General features: G+C 71.0%; 18 protein-coding genes and 1 tRNA gene. 12 read left to right on the forward strand and 7 right to left on the reverse strand.

What is annotated here, in order from left to right; translation table 11 throughout:
• Positions 1–25: 25 nt before the first annotated feature.
• The 3 genes from VKQ35_RS20755 to VKQ35_RS20765 are packed head-to-tail and all read left to right on the forward strand — an operon-like array spanning position 26 to position 7,340.
• Positions 26–2,398: a CHAT domain-containing protein gene (locus VKQ35_RS20755; protein WP_324364691.1), complete on the forward strand. Its 2,373-nt coding sequence runs from the start codon at positions 26–28 to the stop codon at positions 2,396–2,398.
• A gap of 11 nt (positions 2,399–2,409) precedes the next feature.
• The gene (locus tag VKQ35_RS20760; RefSeq protein WP_324364693.1) at positions 2,410–5,457 is read left to right on the forward strand and encodes a filamentous hemagglutinin N-terminal domain-containing protein; all 3,048 of its coding nucleotides are present in this window, start codon (positions 2,410–2,412) and stop codon (positions 5,455–5,457) included.
• Positions 5,454–7,340 (forward strand): ShlB/FhaC/HecB family hemolysin secretion/activation protein, encoded by a 1,887-nt coding sequence (locus VKQ35_RS20765; protein WP_324364695.1) that lies wholly within the window; start codon positions 5,454–5,456, stop codon positions 7,338–7,340. The genes VKQ35_RS20760 and VKQ35_RS20765 overlap by 4 nt, the downstream gene beginning before the upstream one ends.
• Before the next feature lie 6 nt (positions 7,341–7,346).
• On the opposite strand, the gene VKQ35_RS20770 is transcribed toward VKQ35_RS20765, so the two are convergent.
• From VKQ35_RS20770 to VKQ35_RS20785, 4 genes are all read right to left on the reverse strand, one after another.
• A complete protein-coding gene (locus tag VKQ35_RS20770; RefSeq protein WP_324364696.1) occupies positions 7,347–7,676 on the reverse strand; it encodes a cytochrome c in 330 nt (109 codons plus the stop codon).
• Positions 7,677–7,767: 91 nt separating this feature from the next.
• Positions 7,768–7,857 (reverse strand) — tRNA-Ser (locus VKQ35_RS20775).
• A 68-nt stretch (positions 7,858–7,925) separates the two neighbouring features.
• Positions 7,926–8,792 (reverse strand): hypothetical protein, encoded by an 867-nt coding sequence (locus tag VKQ35_RS20780; protein ID WP_324364698.1) that lies wholly within the window; start codon positions 8,790–8,792, stop codon positions 7,926–7,928.
• A gap of 98 nt (positions 8,793–8,890) precedes the next feature.
• On the reverse strand, positions 8,891–9,853 hold the full coding sequence (locus tag VKQ35_RS20785; protein WP_324364700.1) for a tetratricopeptide repeat protein: 963 nt from the start codon (positions 9,851–9,853) through the stop codon (positions 8,891–8,893).
• Positions 9,854–9,980: 127 nt separating this feature from the next.
• Here VKQ35_RS20785 and msrA point away from each other — a divergent pair, with 127 nt between their 5' ends.
• From msrA to VKQ35_RS20800, 3 genes are read left to right on the forward strand one after another with little or no spacing between them, the layout of a single operon-like run.
• Positions 9,981–10,631, forward strand: a complete 651-nt coding sequence (msrA, locus tag VKQ35_RS20790; RefSeq protein ID WP_324364702.1) for a peptide-methionine (S)-S-oxide reductase MsrA — start codon at positions 9,981–9,983, stop codon at positions 10,629–10,631.
• 3 nt (positions 10,632–10,634) lie between these two features.
• Entirely contained in the window at positions 10,635–10,982 is a 348-nt protein-coding gene (locus tag VKQ35_RS20795; RefSeq protein ID WP_324364704.1) for an MmcQ/YjbR family DNA-binding protein, read from the forward strand.
• Between the two features lie 9 nt (positions 10,983–10,991).
• Entirely contained in the window at positions 10,992–11,330 is a 339-nt protein-coding gene (locus VKQ35_RS20800) for an MmcQ/YjbR family DNA-binding protein (protein ID WP_324364706.1), read from the forward strand.
• 22 nt (positions 11,331–11,352) lie between these two features.
• Here VKQ35_RS20800 and VKQ35_RS20805 read toward each other — a convergent pair whose 3' ends face one another.
• Complete coding sequence (locus tag VKQ35_RS20805) at positions 11,353–12,687, reverse strand: dihydroorotase (RefSeq protein ID WP_324364708.1); 1,335 nt, start codon at positions 12,685–12,687, stop codon at positions 11,353–11,355.
• 24 nt (positions 12,688–12,711) lie between these two features.
• Positions 12,712–13,719, reverse strand: a complete 1,008-nt coding sequence (locus VKQ35_RS20810) for a glycosyltransferase family 9 protein (RefSeq protein WP_324364710.1) — start codon at positions 13,717–13,719, stop codon at positions 12,712–12,714.
• A gap of 60 nt (positions 13,720–13,779) precedes the next feature.
• On the opposite strand from VKQ35_RS20810, the gene VKQ35_RS20815 reads away from it, so the two are divergent.
• The 6 genes from VKQ35_RS20815 to sthA all read left to right on the forward strand — a co-directional run bounded on the left by VKQ35_RS20815 (position 13,780) and on the right by sthA (position 18,884).
• Entirely contained in the window at positions 13,780–14,613 is an 834-nt protein-coding gene (locus tag VKQ35_RS20815) for a folate-binding protein YgfZ (protein ID WP_324364712.1), read from the forward strand.
• A gap of 87 nt (positions 14,614–14,700) precedes the next feature.
• Entirely contained in the window at positions 14,701–15,297 is a 597-nt protein-coding gene (locus tag VKQ35_RS20820) for a DNA-3-methyladenine glycosylase I (protein ID WP_324364714.1), read from the forward strand.
• Positions 15,294–15,593, forward strand: coding sequence for a hypothetical protein (locus VKQ35_RS20825; RefSeq protein ID WP_324364716.1), 300 nt, complete (start codon positions 15,294–15,296; stop codon positions 15,591–15,593). The genes VKQ35_RS20820 and VKQ35_RS20825 overlap by 4 nt, the downstream gene beginning before the upstream one ends.
• 1 nt (position 15,594) lies before the next feature.
• Complete coding sequence (locus tag VKQ35_RS20830) at positions 15,595–16,239, forward strand: ribonuclease HII (RefSeq protein WP_324364718.1); 645 nt, start codon at positions 15,595–15,597, stop codon at positions 16,237–16,239.
• Between the two features lie 50 nt (positions 16,240–16,289).
• A complete protein-coding gene (locus VKQ35_RS20835; RefSeq protein WP_324364720.1) occupies positions 16,290–17,354 on the forward strand; it encodes a DUF2332 domain-containing protein in 1,065 nt (354 codons plus the stop codon).
• Positions 17,355–17,429: 75 nt separating this feature from the next.
• Positions 17,430–18,884, forward strand: coding sequence for a Si-specific NAD(P)(+) transhydrogenase (sthA, locus tag VKQ35_RS20840; RefSeq protein ID WP_324364722.1), 1,455 nt, complete (start codon positions 17,430–17,432; stop codon positions 18,882–18,884).
• Here the strand turns inward: sthA and VKQ35_RS20845 are convergent.
• Positions 18,776–19,699, reverse strand: coding sequence for a PEP-CTERM sorting domain-containing protein (locus tag VKQ35_RS20845; RefSeq protein WP_324364724.1), 924 nt, complete (start codon positions 19,697–19,699; stop codon positions 18,776–18,778). The two genes, sthA and VKQ35_RS20845, sit on opposite strands and share 109 nt — an antisense overlap.
• Between the last annotated feature and the right edge of the window lie 81 nt (positions 19,700–19,780).

Genomic DNA, 19,780 nt, shown 5'->3' on the forward strand with positions numbered 1-19,780 from the left:
GGGCGCTCGTCGGGGACCGGGGGTCTTGGCCCTGGTCGTCCTGCTGACCGCCTTCGGGTGGGCGGGCGCGGCGCGGGCGGCGCTGTCGGACACCCTCTGCAATCCCTATTCGTCCGCCGGGCCGCAGGCCTGGCCCAAGGCCGGCGAACTGGACCGAGCGGCGGCCGGGGTCGAGACGGAGCTTCGCCGGCGAGGGCCGTCTGGGCGGTTCGGCGATCTGCTGCTCGCGCTCGACCTCCCGGCCTCCGACACCGCAAGGCCGTCGCCGGCTGAGATCGCCGACTATTGCGCGGCGGCCGGCGAGTTGATGCGGATCAGTCCGGAAGGCAGCCAGCGGCAGGCCGAGTTCTACCTGCTGAGCGCGTTCCAGATGGCGCGCGCGGCGGGTAAGCAGACGGTCGCCTCGGTGGCCGCCTATCGGCTGGGGCTGGTGTCGCTGTCGGGGCCGTCCGTGGTCGGCGCCCGCGGCGCCGGGCGGCCCACCCGCGGCGGCGCGACCGCGGCGATCCGCGGCGCGGCGCAGGCGGGCGGCGGCGGAGCCTGCGACCTGCTGGCCAGTCCGCAGGCGCTGTTCAACGCCAACCTGACCCTCTCATTGGCGTCGCTCGCCTGCGCCGCGGATCAGGCGGCGCAGGCCGGCGACAGCCAGACCGCCGCGCTCGCCAGCCTTCGCCTGTCGCGTCTGCGGTTGGCGGTCGCCGAGTCCAACACCGCCGCGGCCGCCCAGTTCAGAGCCCAGGCGGCGCAGGCGGCGATCGCGGGCCTGGCCGCCGCGCGCGGGATCGCCGACCCGGCCCTGCGCGCCGAGATCCAGGGCCGGCTGGCGTTCGCGGCCCTGGACGCGGGCCCCGGCCAAGCTGCCGACCTCGACGGCGTCGTCCAGGCGATGGCGACCGCGCAGCCGGACAACCCCGCCGCGCTCTCCTTCGCCCATGCGCTGAGCGCCCGGCTGGCGCTCGCCGCCGGGGACGCGCCCCGCGCGCGTCGCCTGATGGACCAGGCGCTGATCGAAGAAAGCCAGCGCGTGCTCCCGGCCCGGCTGCCGGAGTGGCGGCTGCTGCTGGCCGAGATGGATCCCGAGCATCGGGAAAGCCATATCCTGGCCGCCTACGACGCGCTGGACGCGATCCGGCCGCTGCTGCCGCGCTTCGATCCGCTGACCGAGGAGACCGCCTACTCGCTCTATATGCGCAAGGTCTTCCAGAGCGCCGTCGACCTGGACCTGTCGCAGGCCAGCGGCGCCCTGGAACAGGTCCGCGTGCGCGACGCGCAGAAGATCGTCGAGGCCTACCGCCAGGCCGAACTGCAGAGCGTCTATGGCAGCGAGTGCGTGCCGGAGCGCGATCCGTTGCGGCCCGAGACCCTGGCGGCCGGGGAGGTGCTGCTCTACCCGGTGCTGCTGCCGGACCGCCTGGAGCTGCTCTATGTGATCGGCGGCGCCAACGGCCAGGCGTCGTTCAAGCGGCTGGCCCCCAACCGCGGGGTCGACCGCGAGGCGGTCTCGGACCTGGTCGAACAGGTCGTCCTGTCGCTGAGCTACGACAACGACAATGCCTGGCGCGCGCCGTCGCGCCGGCTCTACGACCTGTTGATCAAGCCTGTGGAGCCGGACCTGACCGCGGGCTCGATCCTGGTGATCGTGCCGGACGGCGCCCTGCGCGGCCTGCCGTTCTCGGCCCTGTTGGACGCGGACAACCATTTCCTGGTCGAGCGGACGCGGGTCTCGGTCGCGCCGTCGCTGGCCTATTCGCAGCCCGGTGGCGACAGCCGCTCGCGCGGCCTGCAACTGGTCGCCGCCTCGCTGGAAATGGAGGTCAAGCTGCCGGCCGGCGACTTCGAGAAGCTGGAGGGCACGGCGGCGGAAGCCAAGACCGCCGCGGTGGTCGACGGCAAGCGCATCGCGCGGTCCTGGACCATCGACAATTTCAGGCGCCAGGACCTGGTCAACGTGCTGACCCAGGAGCGCGTCGACATCCTGCACCTGGCGACCCACGCCTCGTTCAACGGCCGCTCCGACCACGCCTTCATCGTCGCCAACGGCGAGGTGATCCTGCTTTCGGAGCTGCGCCAGATCCTGGCCCAGAACCGCACGCGCGGCGACGAGCTGGACCTTCTGGTCCTCAGCGCCTGCGAGACGGCGGTCGGCGACGACGAGGCCAGCATGGGCCTGGCCGGCGCCGCGGTGCAGGCGGGCGCGCGGAGCGCGGTGGCCTCCCTGTGGCCGGTCAACGACGTCGGCACCGGCGAGCTGATGGACAATTTCTACCGCCGCTATCGGGAGGGCCGGTCGAAATCGGCGGCGCTGCGGGACGCGCAACTGGCGATGATCGCCAAGGGCGGGCCGGAGGCCAATCCCAACATCTGGGCGGCCTTCACCCTGCTGGGGGCCTGGCGATGAGAGATGGGGCGATGAGGCTGGCCGGACTCGCGCTCGCGCTCGCGCTGGCCGCCTGGCCGCTGGCCGCGGGCGCGCAGACGACGGCGATCACGCCGGACGCCGGCGCCTTGTCGCTGGGCACGACGGCGGCGCGGGCCGGCAACCTCGTGACCATCGACGGCGGCACGCTCGCCGGCTCGAACCTGTTCCACAGCTTCACCCAGTTCAGCCTGGCCGCCGGCGACACGGCCCAGTGGGTGCGCTCGGCCGGCGGCGGCGCGGGCGTCAGCAATGTCATCAACCGCGTGACCGGCGGACAGGTGTCGCAGATCGCAGGCACCCTGGATTCCAGCCAGCTCCCGAACGCCAACTTCTACTTCATCAACCCCGCCGGCGTCGTCTTTTCGGCGAGCGCGCATGTGAACGTGCCGGCCGCGGCCTATTTCTCCACGGCCGGCGAGCTGAGGTTCGCCGACGCCACGAAATTCGCCATCGCCACGCCCGGCGGCTCGACGCTGTCGATCGCCGCGCCGCAGAGCTTCGGCTTTGTCGGCGGGCAGGGGGCGATTTCCATCAATGGCGTGGCCCAGGACTTCGCCCCGCCGCCCGCGGCCCTGTCGTTCGCCGCCTCCGACATCCAGGTCGCCAATGCGCACCTCCTGCAACGCGGCCTCGACCTGACCGCGGTCGGGCTGGGCGCGGCCCAGGTCTCCCTGCTCGACCCGACGACGACGCCGAGCAGCGCCGGAGCCGTGACCCTGAGCGCCAGCCAGCTCATCGTCTCGCCCACCGGCGCGGCGGCCGGGCCGCTGCGCATCACCGGCGGCGCGGTCACGCTTGACGCCGCCATGCTGATTTCGAGTACGGCCGGCGCCGCCAAGGGCGGCGACCTCCTCATCCGGGCCGGCCAGCTGAAGCTCGTCAACGCGCCGTCGCTCACCTCCGTCACCCAGGGCGGCGGCGCGGGCGGCGCCATCAGCGTCCAGGCGGGCGATATCGACGGCGAGGGTGGGCAGCTCACCACGACCGCGTTCGGCGCCAACACCGGCCCCGGCGGTCCGGTGACGATCTTGGGAGACACCGTCGCCCTGCACGGCGTGACCCTGGGATCGAACACCACCGGCGCCGGCGTGGGCGGCGACCTGACGCTGAGCGCGACCAAGTCGATGCTGCTCGACGCCAGCTTCGTGGTCGCCAACAGCCTCGCGTCCGGCGGCGGCGGGCAGATTTCGGTCAGTGCGCCATCGCTGACGCTCAGCGGAGCCATCGCTTCGACCACCGCCAACGGCGCGGGCCGGCCGGGCGACGTGACGGTCCGCGGCGACCACATCGCCATCTCCACCGGCCTGCTGGGCTCGGCGCCGGGGCTCGGCAACGATTCCGGGAACCTGACGATCACCGCCACCTCGGACGTGACCGTCACCAACGGCTTCTTCTCGGCGGCGACCTCCAGCACCGGCGCGGCGGGCGTGATTTCCGTGACCGCGCCCAGGGTGACCATGACCGGCAGCTTCATCGACACCGACGCGTTCGGCGACGGCGGGGTCGGCTCGGTGATCGTCCAGGGTCAGACGCTGGCGTTCAGCAACGATCAGGTGATCGCCCAGTCGCACGGCGCCTTCGCCAGCCGGCTGGGCCGGGTGCAGTTCTCCGCCACCGGCGATCTTTCGGTGGTCGGCGGGCAAATCGCCTCCAACGCCTTCGGGGGCGCCAGCGGCGGGGTGATCGTGTTGAGCGGGCGCAGCGTCACGGTCGATGGGGCCATGGTGCAGTCCGACACCAGCGGCGGCGGCGCGGGCGGTCAGGTGACGCTGAGCGGCGGGGCGATCTCGGTGCAGAACGGCGCGGCCATCTCGTCCAACGCCTTCGCCGGCGGCGCCGCGGGCGACGTCACCCTGGCCGGCGGCGATGTGACCCTCGGCTCCGGCGCGACGGTCTCGTCGGACACCTTTGGGAGCGGCGCCGGCGGCCGGGTTGCGCTGAGCGGCGGCGCGATCCTCCTCCAGGGCGGGGCCATGGTGACCTCGGTCGCCGACGCCGGGACCGGCGCGGCCGGTTCGGTGACGGTGAACTCCAGCAGCCTTACCCTGCGCGACGCCTCGATCGCGTCGGACACCTCCAGCTCCGGCGCCGCCGGCTCGGTGGCGATCGTCACCGGCGACCTGACGCTGCAGGGTCTGAACCGCGGGAACACCTTCATCTCCAGCGACAGCCTGGGCACGGGCGACGCGGGCGCGGTGACCATCCAGGCGCGCAACCTGTCGGCGGACGGCGGCGCGGTGATCAGCTCGTCCTCCCTGCCCGGGGCCAGCGGACGGTCCGGCGTCCTGACCCTCAACACCGACAGCGTCACCCTGCGCAGCGGCGCGCTGATCGCCACCGCGTCGAGCAATCGCACGCCCGCCGGCCAGATCAACCTGACCACCGGGACGTTCGTGGCCGACGGCGACGAGACCGGCCTCGACAGCGAAAACTCGGCGGGCCTGGGCTCGCGGCGACCCGTCGGCGGCGACGCCGGGACCATCCGCGTCTTCGCCCACAGCCTGACCGTCGAAAACGGCGCGCGGATCTCGACCGACTCGTTTGCCGGCGCCGCGGGCGACATCGAGATCAGCATGCCGGCCGGCACGATCCTCAAGCTCACGGGGGCCACCGCGCCCGGGTCGATCGATACCTCCTCCGGCGCCGGAACCGGCGGGCGGATCGTCATCGGGACGCCGCTGGCCGTGGTGCTGAACGGCGGCAGCATCCTGGCGCTGGGCCAGCAGCGCGGCGCCAATGTGCTGCTCCAGAGCACCTATTTCGTCGACTCCGTCGACCGACCCAACACCGTCGCGGTCGACGGCGAGTTCAAGATCGTCGCCGGGCTCTACGACCTCTCAAGCGGCGCCGTCAGCCGCGACCTGTCGGTGCTGGACGCGTCCAAGGTGATGCGCGGCCAGTGCCCCGCCGCGCGCTCGACGGGTCAGGTGAGCCAGCTCATCACCCGCCCGGTCGGACCCTACGTGCGCGATGGCGCTCCGACAGTTCCGTCAGCGTCCGCGCCGCCGCGCGGACCGGGCGGCGGAGACTGCCGTTGAGCCGGGCGCGGTGCGGCGCCCTGGCGGCGGCCATCGTCCTGCTGGCGCTGGGCGGGCCGACCGCCGCCCTAGCGCAGAGCCCGCCGGACGCCCCGCGAGAGCGGACGGGCCCGCAAGCCGCCCCGCCCAGCCTGCCCGCCTATTCCACCCCTGCGCCCGGCCTCGTCCCGCCGGTGGCGCCACAGGCTCCCGCGGCCGGCCCGTCGACCTCCAGTGGCGGCCTCGCCGAGCTGCGCATCTCCACCGACATCGCGAAGGGCGCCGCTCTGCCGCCGCGCGGCTGGCGGCCGCCGCAGGAGCCTGGCGCGGACCTACGGCTCGAATATGCCGCCGGCCAGGCCCTGGACGCGAGCTGGGTCAGGCGCCAGTTCGCGCTCAACGGCATGACCGGCGACAGGGCCAACGTCGGCCGCGCGCTCGCGCTCACCCAGCTGATCAACCGCGCGTTCCTGAGCGCCGGGTTCATCAACTCGGGCCTGGTGGCGCAGCCCGCGTCGTCGCCTGAGGTGCTGACGCTGCGCCTGGTCTACGGCGGGCTGGCGCCCAGCCCTGACGGCGGGCCGCCGTTCAGCGTCGCCTGGGCGTCCGGCGGCGCACAGGGGCTGGACGAGGCCTACGTCCGCGACCGGTTGACGGCCGCCTTCGGCCGCCCGCTGAACGCGGTCGATCTGGAGCGCCAGTTCCGGCTGCTGGCGCAGGACCCGGCGATCCGCACGCTGAACGCCGACTTGCGGCCCGGCGGCAGGCCCGGCGAGGCCAGCCTGGCGGTGAGCGTCTATCCGCAGGACCGCTTCGATCTCGATGCGACGGCCGCCAACAACCGCGCCCCTTCCGTGGGCGGCGAGCATCTGGGTCTGGGCGGCTATGCCCGCAATGCGCTCAGGCCCGGCGACGTCTTGAGCGGCGAGATCGGCGTCACCCAGGGCCTGAAGGACATCGCGCTGGGCTACGCCACGCCGGTGTTCACGCCGGATACGACGTTCTCGGTTCGAGGCGCCGTCAATGACGCCGCCGTGGTCGCCGCCTCGCTGCAGCCGCTGGACATCAAGGCCCGCGACCGGCTGATCGAGGCCGGCCTGACCGAGAAGTTCCTCGACACGCCGCTGCTGCCGTCGGCGGAGCCGGGCCATTGGATCTCGGCGCGCGGACTCTCGGGTGGCGTGCTCGTGACCCATCGGGTGTCGGAGACCGACCTGCAGGACCAGCCCTTCTCGTTCAGCCCGGGCGCCGTCAACGGCCGCAGCGAGTACACCGCGGTCCGCGTGGTCGGCGATTTCGTGATGCGCGGCGCTGTGCAGGTGTTCGCCGTCTCGCTCACCGCGACGCGGGGCCTGGACGGCACCCGTTCGGACATCCCGGACTCGCCGACGCCGAAGCGCAACTTCGATGTGCTGCTGGCCCAGGTGAACTACGCCCGGCGGCTGAGCGGCGAGGGCCTGGAACTCCGCGCGCGCCTCACCGCCCAGACCGCCGACAGCGTCCTCTACGCCGGCGAGCGGCTTTCAGCCGGCGGCGGGACGACGGTCCGCGGCTATCGCGAGAACCTGCTGCTGGCAGATTCCGGGGTGATCGGCTCACTGGAGCTCGCCCGGCCAATCCATCTGGGCGCCGGGCGCGCCGGGACCGGGCGCTTCGACTGGGGCGCCTTTTCGGTCACCGGCTTCGTCGACGGTGCGCAATTGCGCAACTATCGCCCGCCGCAGCCCGGCGACGGCATCTACGGTATCGGCGCCGCCATCGCCTGGACCCCGTCGGACGCGCTTTCGGCCCAGCTCACCTACGGTCACGCGCTCAAGAAGGTGGACCTGTCGGGCAATAAGGATCTGCAGGACCGCGGCGTCTACTTCGCTGTCACGGTGCGCCCGCTGCGCGCGCGGCGATGAGGGGCCTTAGGGGCCCGGCGGCGGCCTTGCCTCGCCCGGCGCGGCGGGCTTCGGTTTCGCCAGGTTCTTGCCGAGATAGGCGGAGATCGCGGCGGCCTCTTCCGAGGTCATCTCGGCGCCGGCCGCTTGCATCTTCTCCACCTCGTTTTCCCATTCGTCCGGGGTCAGGCGCGCATAGGCGAACTGGTCCGCGCCATGGCAGGCGGTGCAGACCCGCAGCACGACGTCCTTGCCGGGGCCGGCGGGAAGCTGGTCCTCCGGCGCCTGGGCCAGGACCGGGCGGACCAGCGCCAGACAGAGCGCCGCGGCGGCGGCCAGGGGAATCCGGAGCTTCATGCCTGCAAGCCTTAGCCGATGCCGCGGCAGGCTGGAACCTGCGGAACGGGCGCGGTGCGTCGCCTTGGAAGATTTCGTTTGGCCACGAGAGTGGCGGTGCGAGTGGGATTCGAACCCACGTTAGAGTTTCCCCTAAACACGCTTTCCAAGCGTGCGCCTTCAACCACTCGGCCACCGCACCTCACGCCCCCAGAAAGCCTGCATGTGGCGAGGCCTCCTTGGCGGAACGGGCGTCATATAGATTGCGCGCTAGCCGGGCAAGCGGCGCTTCGCCGCCTGGGCCAGCCGGGCGGCATCGAAGAGCGACGCCGACTGCTTGGCGGTTAGCTCGGCCTCCAGGCGGGGCGAGGCCGCGAGCCAGGCGGCCAGCCCGGACGCGGCGTCAGGGCGATGGTCGTGCAGCGCGGCCTGGATCTCGGCCAGGCGGCTCGAGGCGGCGCGCAGATCGGCGCGCGGTTTGGCCAGCGACGGCGCGGCGTAGCGCTCGTCGATCAGGCCCAGCCGGCTGCGGGCGCTGGCGACCATGAGGATCGCGGTCGGGTTGTCGCCGGCCGCCCTCTCGGCCTGGGCGGCCTTCAGGGCGCGGCGCGCGTCGGACATCAGCAGGGCCACGTTCAGCGGCTCGCGGGCCTGCGCCGGGCAGGCGGCGGGGCTGAGCGCGCGGACGTAGGCGGCCAGGCCCGCCAGCACGGCCGGCGTCGGCTCCGGCCCGTCGAACTCCTCGGTGATCAGCCCGTGGATGAACGGCTCCAGCTTTTTCTGGCCGGGGTCCTGGTCGACCTTCAGCTTGCCCTTGGGGCCCGAGAGGTCGGGGATCGGCCTGGGGTCGTCGACGCCGTTGCCGCGGTGGGTGGAGAACAGCGAGCTGGTCACGTCCGCCGTGCCCGGCGCACCGGAAATCCCCGGGAACAGGAAGTCGGGATTGGTGCGGCCGCCCCGGTGGCAGGTCTCGCAATTGACGCCGGCCCGCGCCGCCTGGCCGCCCAGCAGCACCTGGGTGCGGAAGGCCGCGCGGCCGACCTCGATCTTGGCGGCGAGCGCCGGGTCAGCGGGGATCTTCAGGCACTCGGTGGGGATTGAGCCGAGCGCACGGGCCGGGTCGGCGGTCTTCGCCACCCACTCCATGCCGCGGATCGGCGCATCGCCCAGCGACGCGCGCGCGACCGCCGCCCCCGCCGCGATGAGGACAAGCAGACCGGCGGTGAGAAACCCCGTTAGTTCTTTTGCGGGTCGCCGCCGGCGTCGATCCAACGGCGCAGCTCCTCAGCGTCGGCGCAGCCATAGGCGCAGAGCTTGTCCAGGCGGGCCAGCATCAGCCGCGCCCCCTTGATGTCGCCCTTCGCCACCTTCAGCTCGCCGTAGTATTCGGTCGCGCCGATGTGGTCCGGCGCGATGGTCAGCGCCTGTTTATAGAAGCTCTCGGCGCGGGCGTAGTCGCCCTTCTTGCGCCAGGCGTAGCCCTCATAGGTCAGAATGTCGGGGTGCGGCCCGAAGGTCGCCTGCGCCTTGGCGAGGGACGCCAGCGCATCGTCGTAGCGCCGGTCGTTGATCAGGCTGACCGCCTGGACATAGGCCGCATCGCCCGCCTTGGCGCCGCCGAAGAGGAAGGAGCGGTCGAGCATGGCGCTGGGCTTGGGCGCGCCGGCGGCGGCCGGGTTCATGGCGCTTTCGACGGCGGACGAATAGCTCTTCAGCTGGGCGGCTTCAGGGCAGCTGTCGCCGCAGGCCGCCACCTTGGCCTTCAGCCAGTCCTCTTCGGTCTGGACCTTGGGGTCCTTCAGGTTCGCCAGCGCCACCCCCAGGCCCGCATGCGCGCTGGGGTCCTCGGGCTTCAGCTTGATCGCCTTTTCATAGGCGCGGCGCGAGGCCTTCCAGTCGTTGTTCCCGGCGGTGGCCATGCCCAGCAGGCGCCAGCCGTCGGGGTTGGTCGGCACCGCGTCGGTGACGCGGCCGGCGGCCCGGGCGGCGTCCTTGTAGTTGTTGGCCTTCAAGGCGGCGATCGCCTTGGCGTATTCCACGGCCGGGTCGTAGGCGGGCCCCGACGCGCTGGGCATATTGGGCGCGCCGCCGCCGCTGGTCGATCCGCCGCCGCCGCCGCCGCTGGCGAGCGCCGCCGTTCCGCCGGCCAGGACCAACATGGCGCCGCCGATCGCGGTGGCCTTAAACGCGCGTTGCATGGCAGGGTCTCCCAAACGACGTCCTTGGGGCGAAGACTGCCACGAAACTTACCCGACGTCATATACGCCGTCAGATGCAATTTCGCGGGCGGAGCCCTATCTTGGGAGCCGACCGCAAGGAGGCCCCATGTTCGGACGCAAGTCGCTTGAGCTGCCCACCCAGGAAACCGCCCTGCCGGGCCGCGCGCACCCGATCCCCACCGCCCAGACCCATTTCATCAACGGTCATCCGCTGAAGGGTCCCTATCCCGATGGCCTGGAGACCGCGGTCTTCGCCATGGGCTGCTTCTGGGGCGAGGAGAAGAAGTTCTGGAGCCTGCCCGGCGTCTATGTGACGGCGGTCGGCTATGTGAACGGCATCACGCCCAACCCGACCTATGAGGAGGTCTGCACCGGTCGCACCGGCCACACCGAGGCGGTGCTGGTGGTCTACGATCCCAAGGTCACGACCTACAAGGCGCTCTTGAAGGTGTTCTGGGAAAGCCACGACCCGACGCAGGGCATGCGGCAGGGGAACGACATCGGCACCCAGTACCGCTCGGGCATCTATCCGGCCAACGACGCGCAGGAAGCCGCCGCGGAGGCGTCGAAGGAAGCCTACCAGCAGGCCCTGTCGGCCAAGGGCTTCGGCAAGATCACCACCGAGATCGCGCCTGCCGGCGAGTTCTATTTCGCCGAGGACTATCATCAGCAGTATCTGGCCAAGAACCCGGCCGGCTACTGCGGCATCGGCGGCACCGGCGTGACCTGCCCGATCGGCGTCGGCGTCGAGGCTTAAGGGGTGACGCCGGCCGCGCTGGAGACGGCGGCGCTGGCGCTGCCGGGGAGCGAGCTCTCGATCAAGTGGGGCGCCGACAAGGTCTATTGCGTCGGCGGCAAGATGTTCGCGGCCACCGACCTGGACGGCGGACACTTCTCGCTGAAGGTCTCCGACATCGCCTTCGAGGTGCTGACCGAAACCGGCCGCGCCAAGCCCGCGCCCTACGCGGCGCGGTTCAAGTGGGTGATGTTCGAAGACCTGGCGGCGCTCGACGACGCCGAGGTGGCGGACCTGCTGGCCAACGCGCGCCGGCTGGTGGCCGAGAAGCTGCCGAAAAAGCAGCGCGCGGCGCTAGGCCTGACCGCGTGACCTCGCCTCATGACTAGGGAGGAGGTCGAGGCCTTCGCCATGGGCCTGCCGGCGGTGACCAAGGTCGTCCAGTGGGGCGGCTCCGACGTCTACAAGGTGGGCGGCAAGGTGTTTGCGATCTGCGGCCTGGCCGGCGGCTTGTCGTTCAAGGTCACGCCGATCGGGTTCGTCGTGCTCACCGAGGACGGGCCCGCCCGCCAGGCGCCCTATTGCGCCAAGGGCCACTGGGTGAACGTGGCCCTGGACGCCGCGCCGACGGAGGACCTGCAGGACTGGATCCGCACGGCGCACTCGCTGATCGCGGCCAAGCTTACCCGGAGAGCCAAGGCCGAACTCGGTCTGGCATGAGCCCGGCGCAAGGACCCGGCCCTTAAGGAACCAGGGTCTCGTTGAACCGCACCGGCTGGCCCAGGTGCGGGGCGGTCACCTCGCCATCGCGCATGACGGTGGTCCCGCGGATGATCGTCGCCATCGGCCAGCCCTTGGCCTCCATGCCGTCGAAGGGGGTCCAGCCGGCGCGGCTGGCCATCATGTCGTGGCGGATGGTGCGTCTGGCCTTCAGGTCGACGATGGTCAGGTCGGCGTCATAGCCCTCGGCGATGCGGCCCTTGTCGGCGAGGCCGAACAGGCGGTTGGCGCCATGGCTGGTGAGGTCGACCAGCTGCTCCAGCGTCAGGCGCCCCTCGGCCACGTGGGTCAGCATCACCGGCAGCAGGGTCTGCACGCCCGGCATGCCCGACGGCGAGGCCGGATAGGGCCGGGCCTTTTCCTCGGAGGTATGCGGCGCGTGGTCGGAGCCGAGGACATCGGCGACGCCGTTGGCGAGGCCGGCCCAGAGCGCGGCGCGATGCTCGGCGGTGCGGATCGGCGGGTTCATCTGGGCGTAGCCCTTCAGCCGCTCATAGGCTTCGGGACCTTCCAGCGTCAGGTGCTGCGGGGTGAACTCGACGCTGGCGACGTCCTTGTGCTGCGCGAGGTAAGCGACCTCTTGCGCGGTGGTGACGTGCAGGACGTGGATGCGTTTGCCAAGCGCGGTCGCGATCCGCACCAGCCGCTCGGTGGACTGGATCGCCGACTGGGCGTCGCGCACCTCGTAGTGGCTGGTCCAGTCTCCGGTCCGCGCCATCGGCCGGCGCTCGGCCAGGCGGTATTCGTCCTCGGAGTGGAAGGCCGCGCGGCGGTTCACGTGGCGCAGCACCGCCTCGATGCCCTCGTCGTCCTGCACCAGCAGGCTTCCCGTCGAGGCGCCCATGAACACCTTGACGCCGCAGCAGCCGGGGAGGCGCTCCAACTCGCCAAGCCACGGGGCGTTGTTGTGGGTGCCGCCGACATAGAAGGCGTGGTCGCAGTGCATGCGCCCCTTGGCGCGCGACAGCTTATCGGCGAGCGCGTCCGGATCGGTGGTCGTGGGCTCGGTGTTGGGCATCTCGAAGACCGCGACGACGCCTCCGAGGACGGCTGCGCGCGAGCCGGTCTCCAGGTCTTCCTTCCACTCAAGGCCGGGCTCGCGGAAGTGCACCTGGGTGTCGATGACCCCGGGCATGATCGTCAGGCCCGTGGCGTCGAACACCTCGCCGGCCGAGGCCTGGGAGAGGTCGCCGACGACGGCGATCTTGCCGCCGCGCACGCCGATGTCGGCCATCCCGCGGCCTGCGTGGTTCACCACCTCGCCGCCGCGCACGATCAGGTCGAAAACTTCAGGCATCCGGGGCCTCAGCCATTTGCAGTCTCAACCTTTTGCGGTCTCTGGCATTTGCGGTTTGCGGCCCCCGTCGGTGGCTGCGAGCAGCTCCTCGGCGGCCTCGCCGACGGTCTCAACGCTCAGGTCCATCATGTGACAGAGCGCCTGGCCAAAGCTTGGGTCAACCGCGCGGATCTGCTCGTAGGTGCGCGGGCCGCGCGCCACCCGCGTCTGCGCGCCCCAGGGGCCGTAGAGCTGTTCGTCCGAGGGGCCGAACAGGCCCAGCGTCGGGATGCCCGCCGCGGCGGCCAGATGCATGGTCCCGGAGTCGTTGCCGATGAACAGGCGTGCGCGCTTCAGGCAGGCGTAGGCGGTCAAGAGGTCGGTGTCCTGGGTCAGGTTGATGAACTGATTGCGCATGACCACGTCCTTCAGCTCGCGCGCCAGCTTGGCGTCCTCCGGCCCGCCCAGCACCATCAGCCGCCCGCCCTTCATCGGCCCCTCGGGATCCAAGAGGCGCATGGCGACGCGGGAGAATCGCTCCAGCGGCCAGGTCTTGCCCAGCCAGTTGGCGGCGGGCGCCAGCGCCAGGATCGGACCGAAACCGGCGGTCAGCTCCTCGGCGCGGGCCTCGGTCTCTTCGGAGGTGAAGATGTAGGGCGGCGCGGGATCGTCCTCGATCTTCAGGATGCGGGCGGCCTCGATGACCTTGTGCACCGACGGGCCGGAGCTCTTGCGCCAGATGGCCCGGCGGCGCGTGGACACGAACCGCGACAGGCCCGAACCCCGCAAATCGACCACCAGGCCCCAGCGCTTGTTGCGCACCTGGGTCCACAGGTCGAACCAGTGACCGCCGCCCTTGGCCTTGGCGAACTCGATGATCCTGTCGAGGGTCGGCACTTCTTCGAAAAGCGGGGCGGCGACCGGTCCGGCGACAATCGTGAAGCGGGCGTTGGGGATCTCGTCCGACAGGCGCTTGATCAGCCCCGACGACAGCACCGCGTCGCCGATGCGGTTCGAGGTGATGAACAGGATAGGGAAGGCGCCGCGCGACATCGCCCCTCTATAGGACGCAGATTGCTGGCGCTCCAACGCCGGACACCCCAAATTGTCGGGATGAGCCAAACCCAGACCTTTGCGCCACTCCCCAGCCGCGCGCTGATCGCCGTGTCGGGCGCCGACTGGCGGGATTTCCTGCAGGGGCTGATCACCCAGGACGTGGAGACGCTCAAGCCCGGCGAAGCGCGGTTCGGGGCGCTGCTGACCCCACAGGGCCGGCTGCTCTACGACCTCTTCGTGGTCGGCCGTGAGGACGGTTGCTGGCTGGACGTTCTGGCCGAACATCGCGCCGCGATCCTGCAGCGGCTGACCATGTATCGGCTGCGGGCCAAGGTCGTCCTGGAATTGGACGAGACACCGGTCTCGATTCTCTACGGCCCAAAGGCCGCGGTTGGGGAGGGCTGGGTCGCCGACCCCAGGCTCCCGGACCTCGGCTGGCGCGGCTACGGCGCCGCGGCCCCGGCCGGCGCGACGGTCGCTGACGAAGCCGCACGCGATGCGCGGAAGCTGGAGCTCGGCGTGCCCGGTCCCGCCGATTGGGGCTCCGACAAGACCTATCCCATCGAGGCCAACTTCGACCTGCTGAACGGCATCGATTTCAAGAAGGGCTGCTTCGTCGGCCAGGAAACGACGTCGCGGATGAAGCGGCGCGGCCAGATCAAGAGCCGCATGCTGCCGATCGCCTTCGAGGGTCCGGCGCCGGCGGTGGGCGCCGAGGTGTTGGCTGGCGAGCTGCGGGCCGGCGTCGTGACCTCGGCCGGCGTAGGGCGGGCCATCGCCCTGATGCGGTTGGACCGCGCTGACGGCGCCAGCCTGAGAGTCGACGGTCGCCCCGTGACGTTGGAGCGGCCGGCGTGGCTGTCAGCGGCCCTGGGCGTGGAACCCGCCTAGGGCGATCTGCGACAACTCGAAGCCTTCGAAGCTCATCGAAAGAACTCCCCCTTGTGTCCCGCGCGCGGCTCGGAGAAGAGTGCGCCGATGGCTGACACCCTGATCCGATGCGGCTGGCGCGGCATGGCCGGCGACCCGCTGTATGAGGCCTATCACGACACCGAATGGGGCGTGCCGGAGTACGACAGCCGGGCGCTCTGGGAAAAGCTGGTGCTGGACGGGTTCCAGGCGGGGCTGGCCTGGATCACCATCCTGCGCAAACGCGAGGCGTTCCGGGCGGCCTTCGACAACTTCGATCCGGAAAAGGTCGCGGCCTATGGCGAGGCGGACCGCGCGCGGCTGATGGCCGACGCCGGCATCGTCCGCTCCAACGCCAAGATCGACGCGGCGATTTCCAGCGCGAAAATCTACCTCTCGATGCGCGACGCGGGTGAGGACTTCTCCGCGTTCTGTTGGGGCTTCACCGGCGGCAAGCCGATCCAGACCGGCTGCGTTTCGATCGGCGACGTGCCCGCCCAGACGCCGCTCGCCGTCGAGGTCGCCAAGGCGCTGAAGGCCAAGGGCTTCAAGTTCGTCGGCCCGGTGATCGTCTACGCCTGGATGCAGGCGGTCGGCATGGTCAATGACCACCTGACCTGTTGCCACCGCTACGCGCCGATCCGGGCGATGGGAGAGGCGCGGTGATCGTCCGCCTGGCGCTCGTTTGCGCGCTCGCCGCCAGCCTTGCCGCCTGCCAGTCGGTCGGCCCGGTGCACATCGGCGAGATCAATCAGGGCCGGGCGACCGTGCTGGCGCAGGCGGAGCTTGGGCGGCGTCACCTGGAGCCCTACGCGGCCTGGCGTTCCGAGGTCAGCGACTATGGCATGCTCTGGGAAGTCACCTTCTACCGGCCGGCGGACCGGAAAGACGGCCCGCCGCTAGTGCGGATCGCGGTGAACAAGAAGACCGAGCACATCGTGTCCGTGTCGGTGGGCGAATAGGATGGCGCGTGGCCCGACCCTGATGCTGGAAAGGGCCTTCATCGGCGGGCCGGTGTGCGGCGTCGACGAGGCGGGCCGTGGCCCCTGGGCTGGTCCGGTCAGCGCAGCCGCGGTGATCCTCGACCTGAAGAAGGTGCCTAAGGGCCTCGACGACTCCAAGAAGCTGTCGGCCAAGACCCGCGAGGCGCTGGAGATCGAGATCAAAGCCAAGGCGGTGGCCTGGTGCGTCGGCTTCGCTTCGGTCGAGGAAATCGCGACCCTGAACATCCTGCACGCCGCGGGCCTGGCCATGCGGCGCGCCATCGAGGGGTTGGCCGTGGCGCCGGCCTTCGCCCTGGTGGACGGCAACTACCGCTTCGACCTGCCGTGCGAGGTGAAGACCGTGGTCGGGGGCGACGGCAAATCGAAGTCGATCGCCGCGGCCTCGATCCTGGCCAAGGTCGCCCGCGACCGGCTGATGATCGAGATGGACGCCCGCTACCCCGGCTACGGCTTCGCCAGCCACAAGGGCTATCACGCGGAAATCCACGTGGAGGCGCTGCAGACGCTGGGCCCCTGCGAGATCCACCGCATGGGCTGGGCGCCGGTGAAGCTGGCGCTGGCGGGCGAGCCGCTGCGCCAGGTGGTCCTGCCGTTCGAGGATTGACCAGCTGAATCAAGCTTGACCCGCGGCGCGCGCGGCGGCGCCTTGGCGGCATGAGCGAGGCCGAGGTCCCCGATGTCGTGAAGGCGCTGATGCTGCAGGCCGGCATCTGCCGCAACATGGGCTCAACGCTGAACGGCGAGCTCTTGGATCGCGCCGCGGCCGACTGGCTGGCAGGCGGGCCAGTGAAGGCGCTGATGGCGCCTTGGCAGGATGTTGCCCTGCGCGGCCAGTTGCATGCGGCGTCCCCTCTGCGGTTGATCGGGGCTTGGCACGAACTGGCGCTGAGCGGCGACGACCCTGCCGTGTCGGCGGCCTATGCGGCCCTGGACGCCGAGGCGATCTGGGTGGCCGTTTCGGTCGCCATGGCCCAAAGGCGCGAGCGTCTGGCGCAGTTCATGGCGCACGAGCCGCAGACCAACGAGGTGCGCCGCTCCATCGCCCTCATCGGCGGTTTCCTGGAGATCGCCAGCGCCACCGGCCTGCCGCTGCGCTGTTTCGAGATCGCCGCGAGCGCGGGCCTGAACCTCTCCTGGGACCGCTACCGCTACCAGATGGGGGAAGCCGCCTGGGGCGATCCTAAGGCCAAGGTTCGCATGGACACGGCCTGGGAGGGCGGTGCGCCGCCGGCGGATGCGGCGGTGACGGTTGTGGAACGGTCGGCCTGCGATCGCAGGCCGACCGATCTGGCTGATCCCGACCAGCGGCGCCGGCTCCGCGCCTATATCTGGGCTGACCAGACCGAGCGATTGGCCCGCCTGGACGCGGCGATCGAGGTGGCGCTGGCGAACGGCGTGCGGGTGGAGGCGGCCGACGCGGTCGATTGGGCGCGCGCCAGGGTCGCGCCGGCGCCGGGCGCTGTGACAGTCCTCTATCATTCCGTCTTCTGGCAATACATGCCGCCCGAGAGCCAGGCGGCATTGGCGGCCCTGATCGCCGAGATCGGCGCCGGCGCGACACCCGATGCGCCCTTCGCCTGGCTGCGCATGGAGCCGCCGGGTGGCACGACCGTGATGGACGTGACGCTGACCCTTTGGCCAGGCGGCCGGGAGACGATCCTGGCGCAAGCCGGCGCGCACGCCGCCGATGTGCGATGGCTGGGCGCTAACCTCTCGTAAAGTCTTCCAAAATCCGGAATTAACCCCTGACGCTTAAGGTTACCTCGCCGGCAGAACGTCGGGGAGGGGACTTTGGTGCAGAACCACTACGATCTGATCGTCATCGGCAGCGGGCCCGCGGGCCGCCGGGGCGCGATCCAGGCCGCCAAGCTGAACAAGCGGGTGCTGGTCGTCGAGCGCGGCCGCCGGGTCGGCGGCGTCTCGGTGCACACCGGCACGATTCCCTCCAAGACTTTGCGTGAAACCGTCCTCAACCTCTCGGGTTGGCGCGAGCGCGGCTTCTATGGCGCCGCCTACCGGGCCAAGAAGAACATCGGCGCCGACGATCTGCGGCGGCGCCTCGACATCACGCTCGGCCACGAGGTCGATGTGCTGGAGCACCAGTTCGCCCGCAACGGCGTCGACACGGTCGAAGGCGTGGCGACCTTCACCGGCCCCAACAGCCTCTCGGTGCTCAGCAGCGGCGGCGTCGCCGACTACACCGCCGACAAGTTCCTGATCGCCTGCGGCACGCGGCCCTATCGACCGGCCCACATCGGCTTCGACGGCGAGAACATCGTCGACTCCGACGAGATCATCGAACTGACCCGCATCCCGCGCCAGCTGGTGGTGGTCGGCGCGAGCGTCATCGGGGTGGAGTACGCCTCGATCTTCTCGGCCCTGGACGTGAAGGTCACGATCATCGAGCCGAACAGCGTGCTCATGCCATTCCTCGACCGCGAGCTGGCCGACGAGTTCCTGCACGACCTGCGCGAGCGCGGCGTCATCGTCCGCTTCGGCGCCAAGGTGGTCTCGGCCGACGTGGTCGGGCCGCAGCACTGCCATCTGAAGCTCACCGACGACCGTGAGCTGCACGCCGACATGGTGCTGTTCTCCGCCGGCCGCGAAGGCGCGACCGAGGGGCTGGGCCTGGACGCCTGCGGCCTGCAGACCGATGAGCGCGGCCGCCTGACAGTTGAGAAGAACAGCTTCCAGACCGCCCAGCCGCACATCTACGCGGCGGGCGACATCGTGGGCTTCCCGAGTCTGGCCTCGACCTCGATGGAGCAGGGCCGGATCGCCGCCTGCCACGCCTTCAATGAACCCGCCCAGGCCGCGCCGGAGTTCTTCCCCTATGGCATCTATTCGGTGCCGGAAATCTCCACGATCGGCATGAACGAGGAGCAGGCCCGCGAACGCGGCATTCCCTACGAATGCGGCGTGGCGCGCTTCCGCGAGACCAGCCGCGGCCACATCATGGGCATCCAGCACGGCTTCCTGAAGATGCTGTTCGCGCTCGAGACGCGGCGTCTGCTGGGCGTCCACATCGTCGGCGAAGGCGCGACCGAACTGATCCACATCGGCCAGGCGGTGCTCAATCTGGAAGGCACGCTCGACTACTTCGTCGAGAACACCTTCAACTATCCGACGCTGGCCGAGGCCTACAAGGTGGCCGCGCTGGACGCCTGGAACCGTATGCCCAAGCAGCAGGCCAGCCGCGAGGTGACGGCCAGGGCCCTGGAGCGGGCCCGCAAGGTGGTCGGCGGCTGAGCGCGCCGGCGCAGGACGGCGCCGGCCAGGCCGGCGCCCAGGATCAGCTCCGTCCAGACCGAGGGCTCCGGGACCGCACCGGCTGGACCTCCGGGGCCGCCGGGTCCCGGGGCGCCGGGTCCCGGGCCGCCGGGGTCGGGCCCGCCTGAGCCGGGATTCCCGCCGTCGACCGGCGGCTGGAAGGGATCGACGACAGGCGGATCCGGCGGCGCGACCACCACCGGCGGCGGTCCCGAAGGATTGTCCGGCGGCGTTACGACCGGCGGCGTCACGGGTGGCGTCACCGGCGGCGTGACCGGCGGGGTGACCGGCGGGGTGACCGGCAGGGTCACCACCGGCGGCGTCACGACGGGGGGAATGACCACGGGCGGCGTTGGATTGGGCGGCGTCGGCGTGACCGGCGCGGGGCCGCCGATCAGGGTGGGCCCCTCAAACGGAAGGGTTGGCGAGGAAGGCTGCGGCAACGATACCGGCGTCGCCGTCACGGCGGTCGCCGCGCCGACATTGTCCGCCTGCGGATTTTCGGTCTCGAACGCCGCCGCCGCTCGCGGCGCCGCGTTGGCCCCGCCCCGCAGGCTCGAAAGCGTCTCCAGCTCAGTGGGCGGCGCTTCGCGCAGGGCGCCGTAGAACGGCCGCGGGGCCGCTGCCGCGAGTCCGCCGGCCCGGCCGCGCCGCCCCGAAGCCTGCCCGCCATGGGCGGGGACGCTCGCCATGGGCCCCACCACCTGCAGGGTCTCGGCGCGGGGGCGCAACTCCATCTGCAGGACGGTCGGCAGGGAGAAGAGGCCGCCGGTCACGAACACCGCAACGCGCATCCAGAAGCGCCGGCGCTTGCGGGCACCGGGGACGGAGGAGGTGGCGGGCTCGGACCTGGAGACTGACATGCGACTGGGACC

It is taken from the genome of Phenylobacterium sp. (assembly GCF_035309685.1).
Taxonomy (GTDB): Bacteria; Pseudomonadota; Alphaproteobacteria; order Caulobacterales; family Caulobacteraceae; genus Phenylobacterium.

Coding starts and splice junctions, on each gene's coding strand:
- VKQ35_RS20805 (WP_324364708.1), bottom strand. CDS start 12,687: ATGCCTGAAGTTTTCGACCTGATCGTGCGCGGCGGCGAGGTGGTGAAC.
- VKQ35_RS20760 (WP_324364693.1), top strand. CDS start 2,410: ATGAGGCTGGCCGGACTCGCGCTCGCGCTCGCGCTGGCCGCCTGGCCG.
- VKQ35_RS20845 (WP_324364724.1), bottom strand. CDS start 19,699: ATGCGCGTTGCGGTGTTCGTGACCGGCGGCCTCTTCTCCCTGCCGACC.
- VKQ35_RS20830 (WP_324364718.1), top strand. CDS start 15,595: ATGGCGCGTGGCCCGACCCTGATGCTGGAAAGGGCCTTCATCGGCGGG.
- VKQ35_RS20770 (WP_324364696.1), bottom strand. CDS start 7,676: ATGAAGCTCCGGATTCCCCTGGCCGCCGCCGCGGCGCTCTGTCTGGCG.
- VKQ35_RS20785 (WP_324364700.1), bottom strand. CDS start 9,853: ATGCAACGCGCGTTTAAGGCCACCGCGATCGGCGGCGCCATGTTGGTC.
- VKQ35_RS20810 (WP_324364710.1), bottom strand. CDS start 13,719: ATGTCGCGCGGCGCCTTCCCTATCCTGTTCATCACCTCGAACCGCATC.
- VKQ35_RS20815 (WP_324364712.1), top strand. CDS start 13,780: ATGAGCCAAACCCAGACCTTTGCGCCACTCCCCAGCCGCGCGCTGATC.
- VKQ35_RS20820 (WP_324364714.1), top strand. CDS start 14,701: ATGGCTGACACCCTGATCCGATGCGGCTGGCGCGGCATGGCCGGCGAC.
- msrA (WP_324364702.1), top strand. CDS start 9,981: ATGTTCGGACGCAAGTCGCTTGAGCTGCCCACCCAGGAAACCGCCCTG.
- VKQ35_RS20835 (WP_324364720.1), top strand. CDS start 16,290: ATGAGCGAGGCCGAGGTCCCCGATGTCGTGAAGGCGCTGATGCTGCAG.
- VKQ35_RS20800 (WP_324364706.1), top strand. CDS start 10,992: ATGACTAGGGAGGAGGTCGAGGCCTTCGCCATGGGCCTGCCGGCGGTG.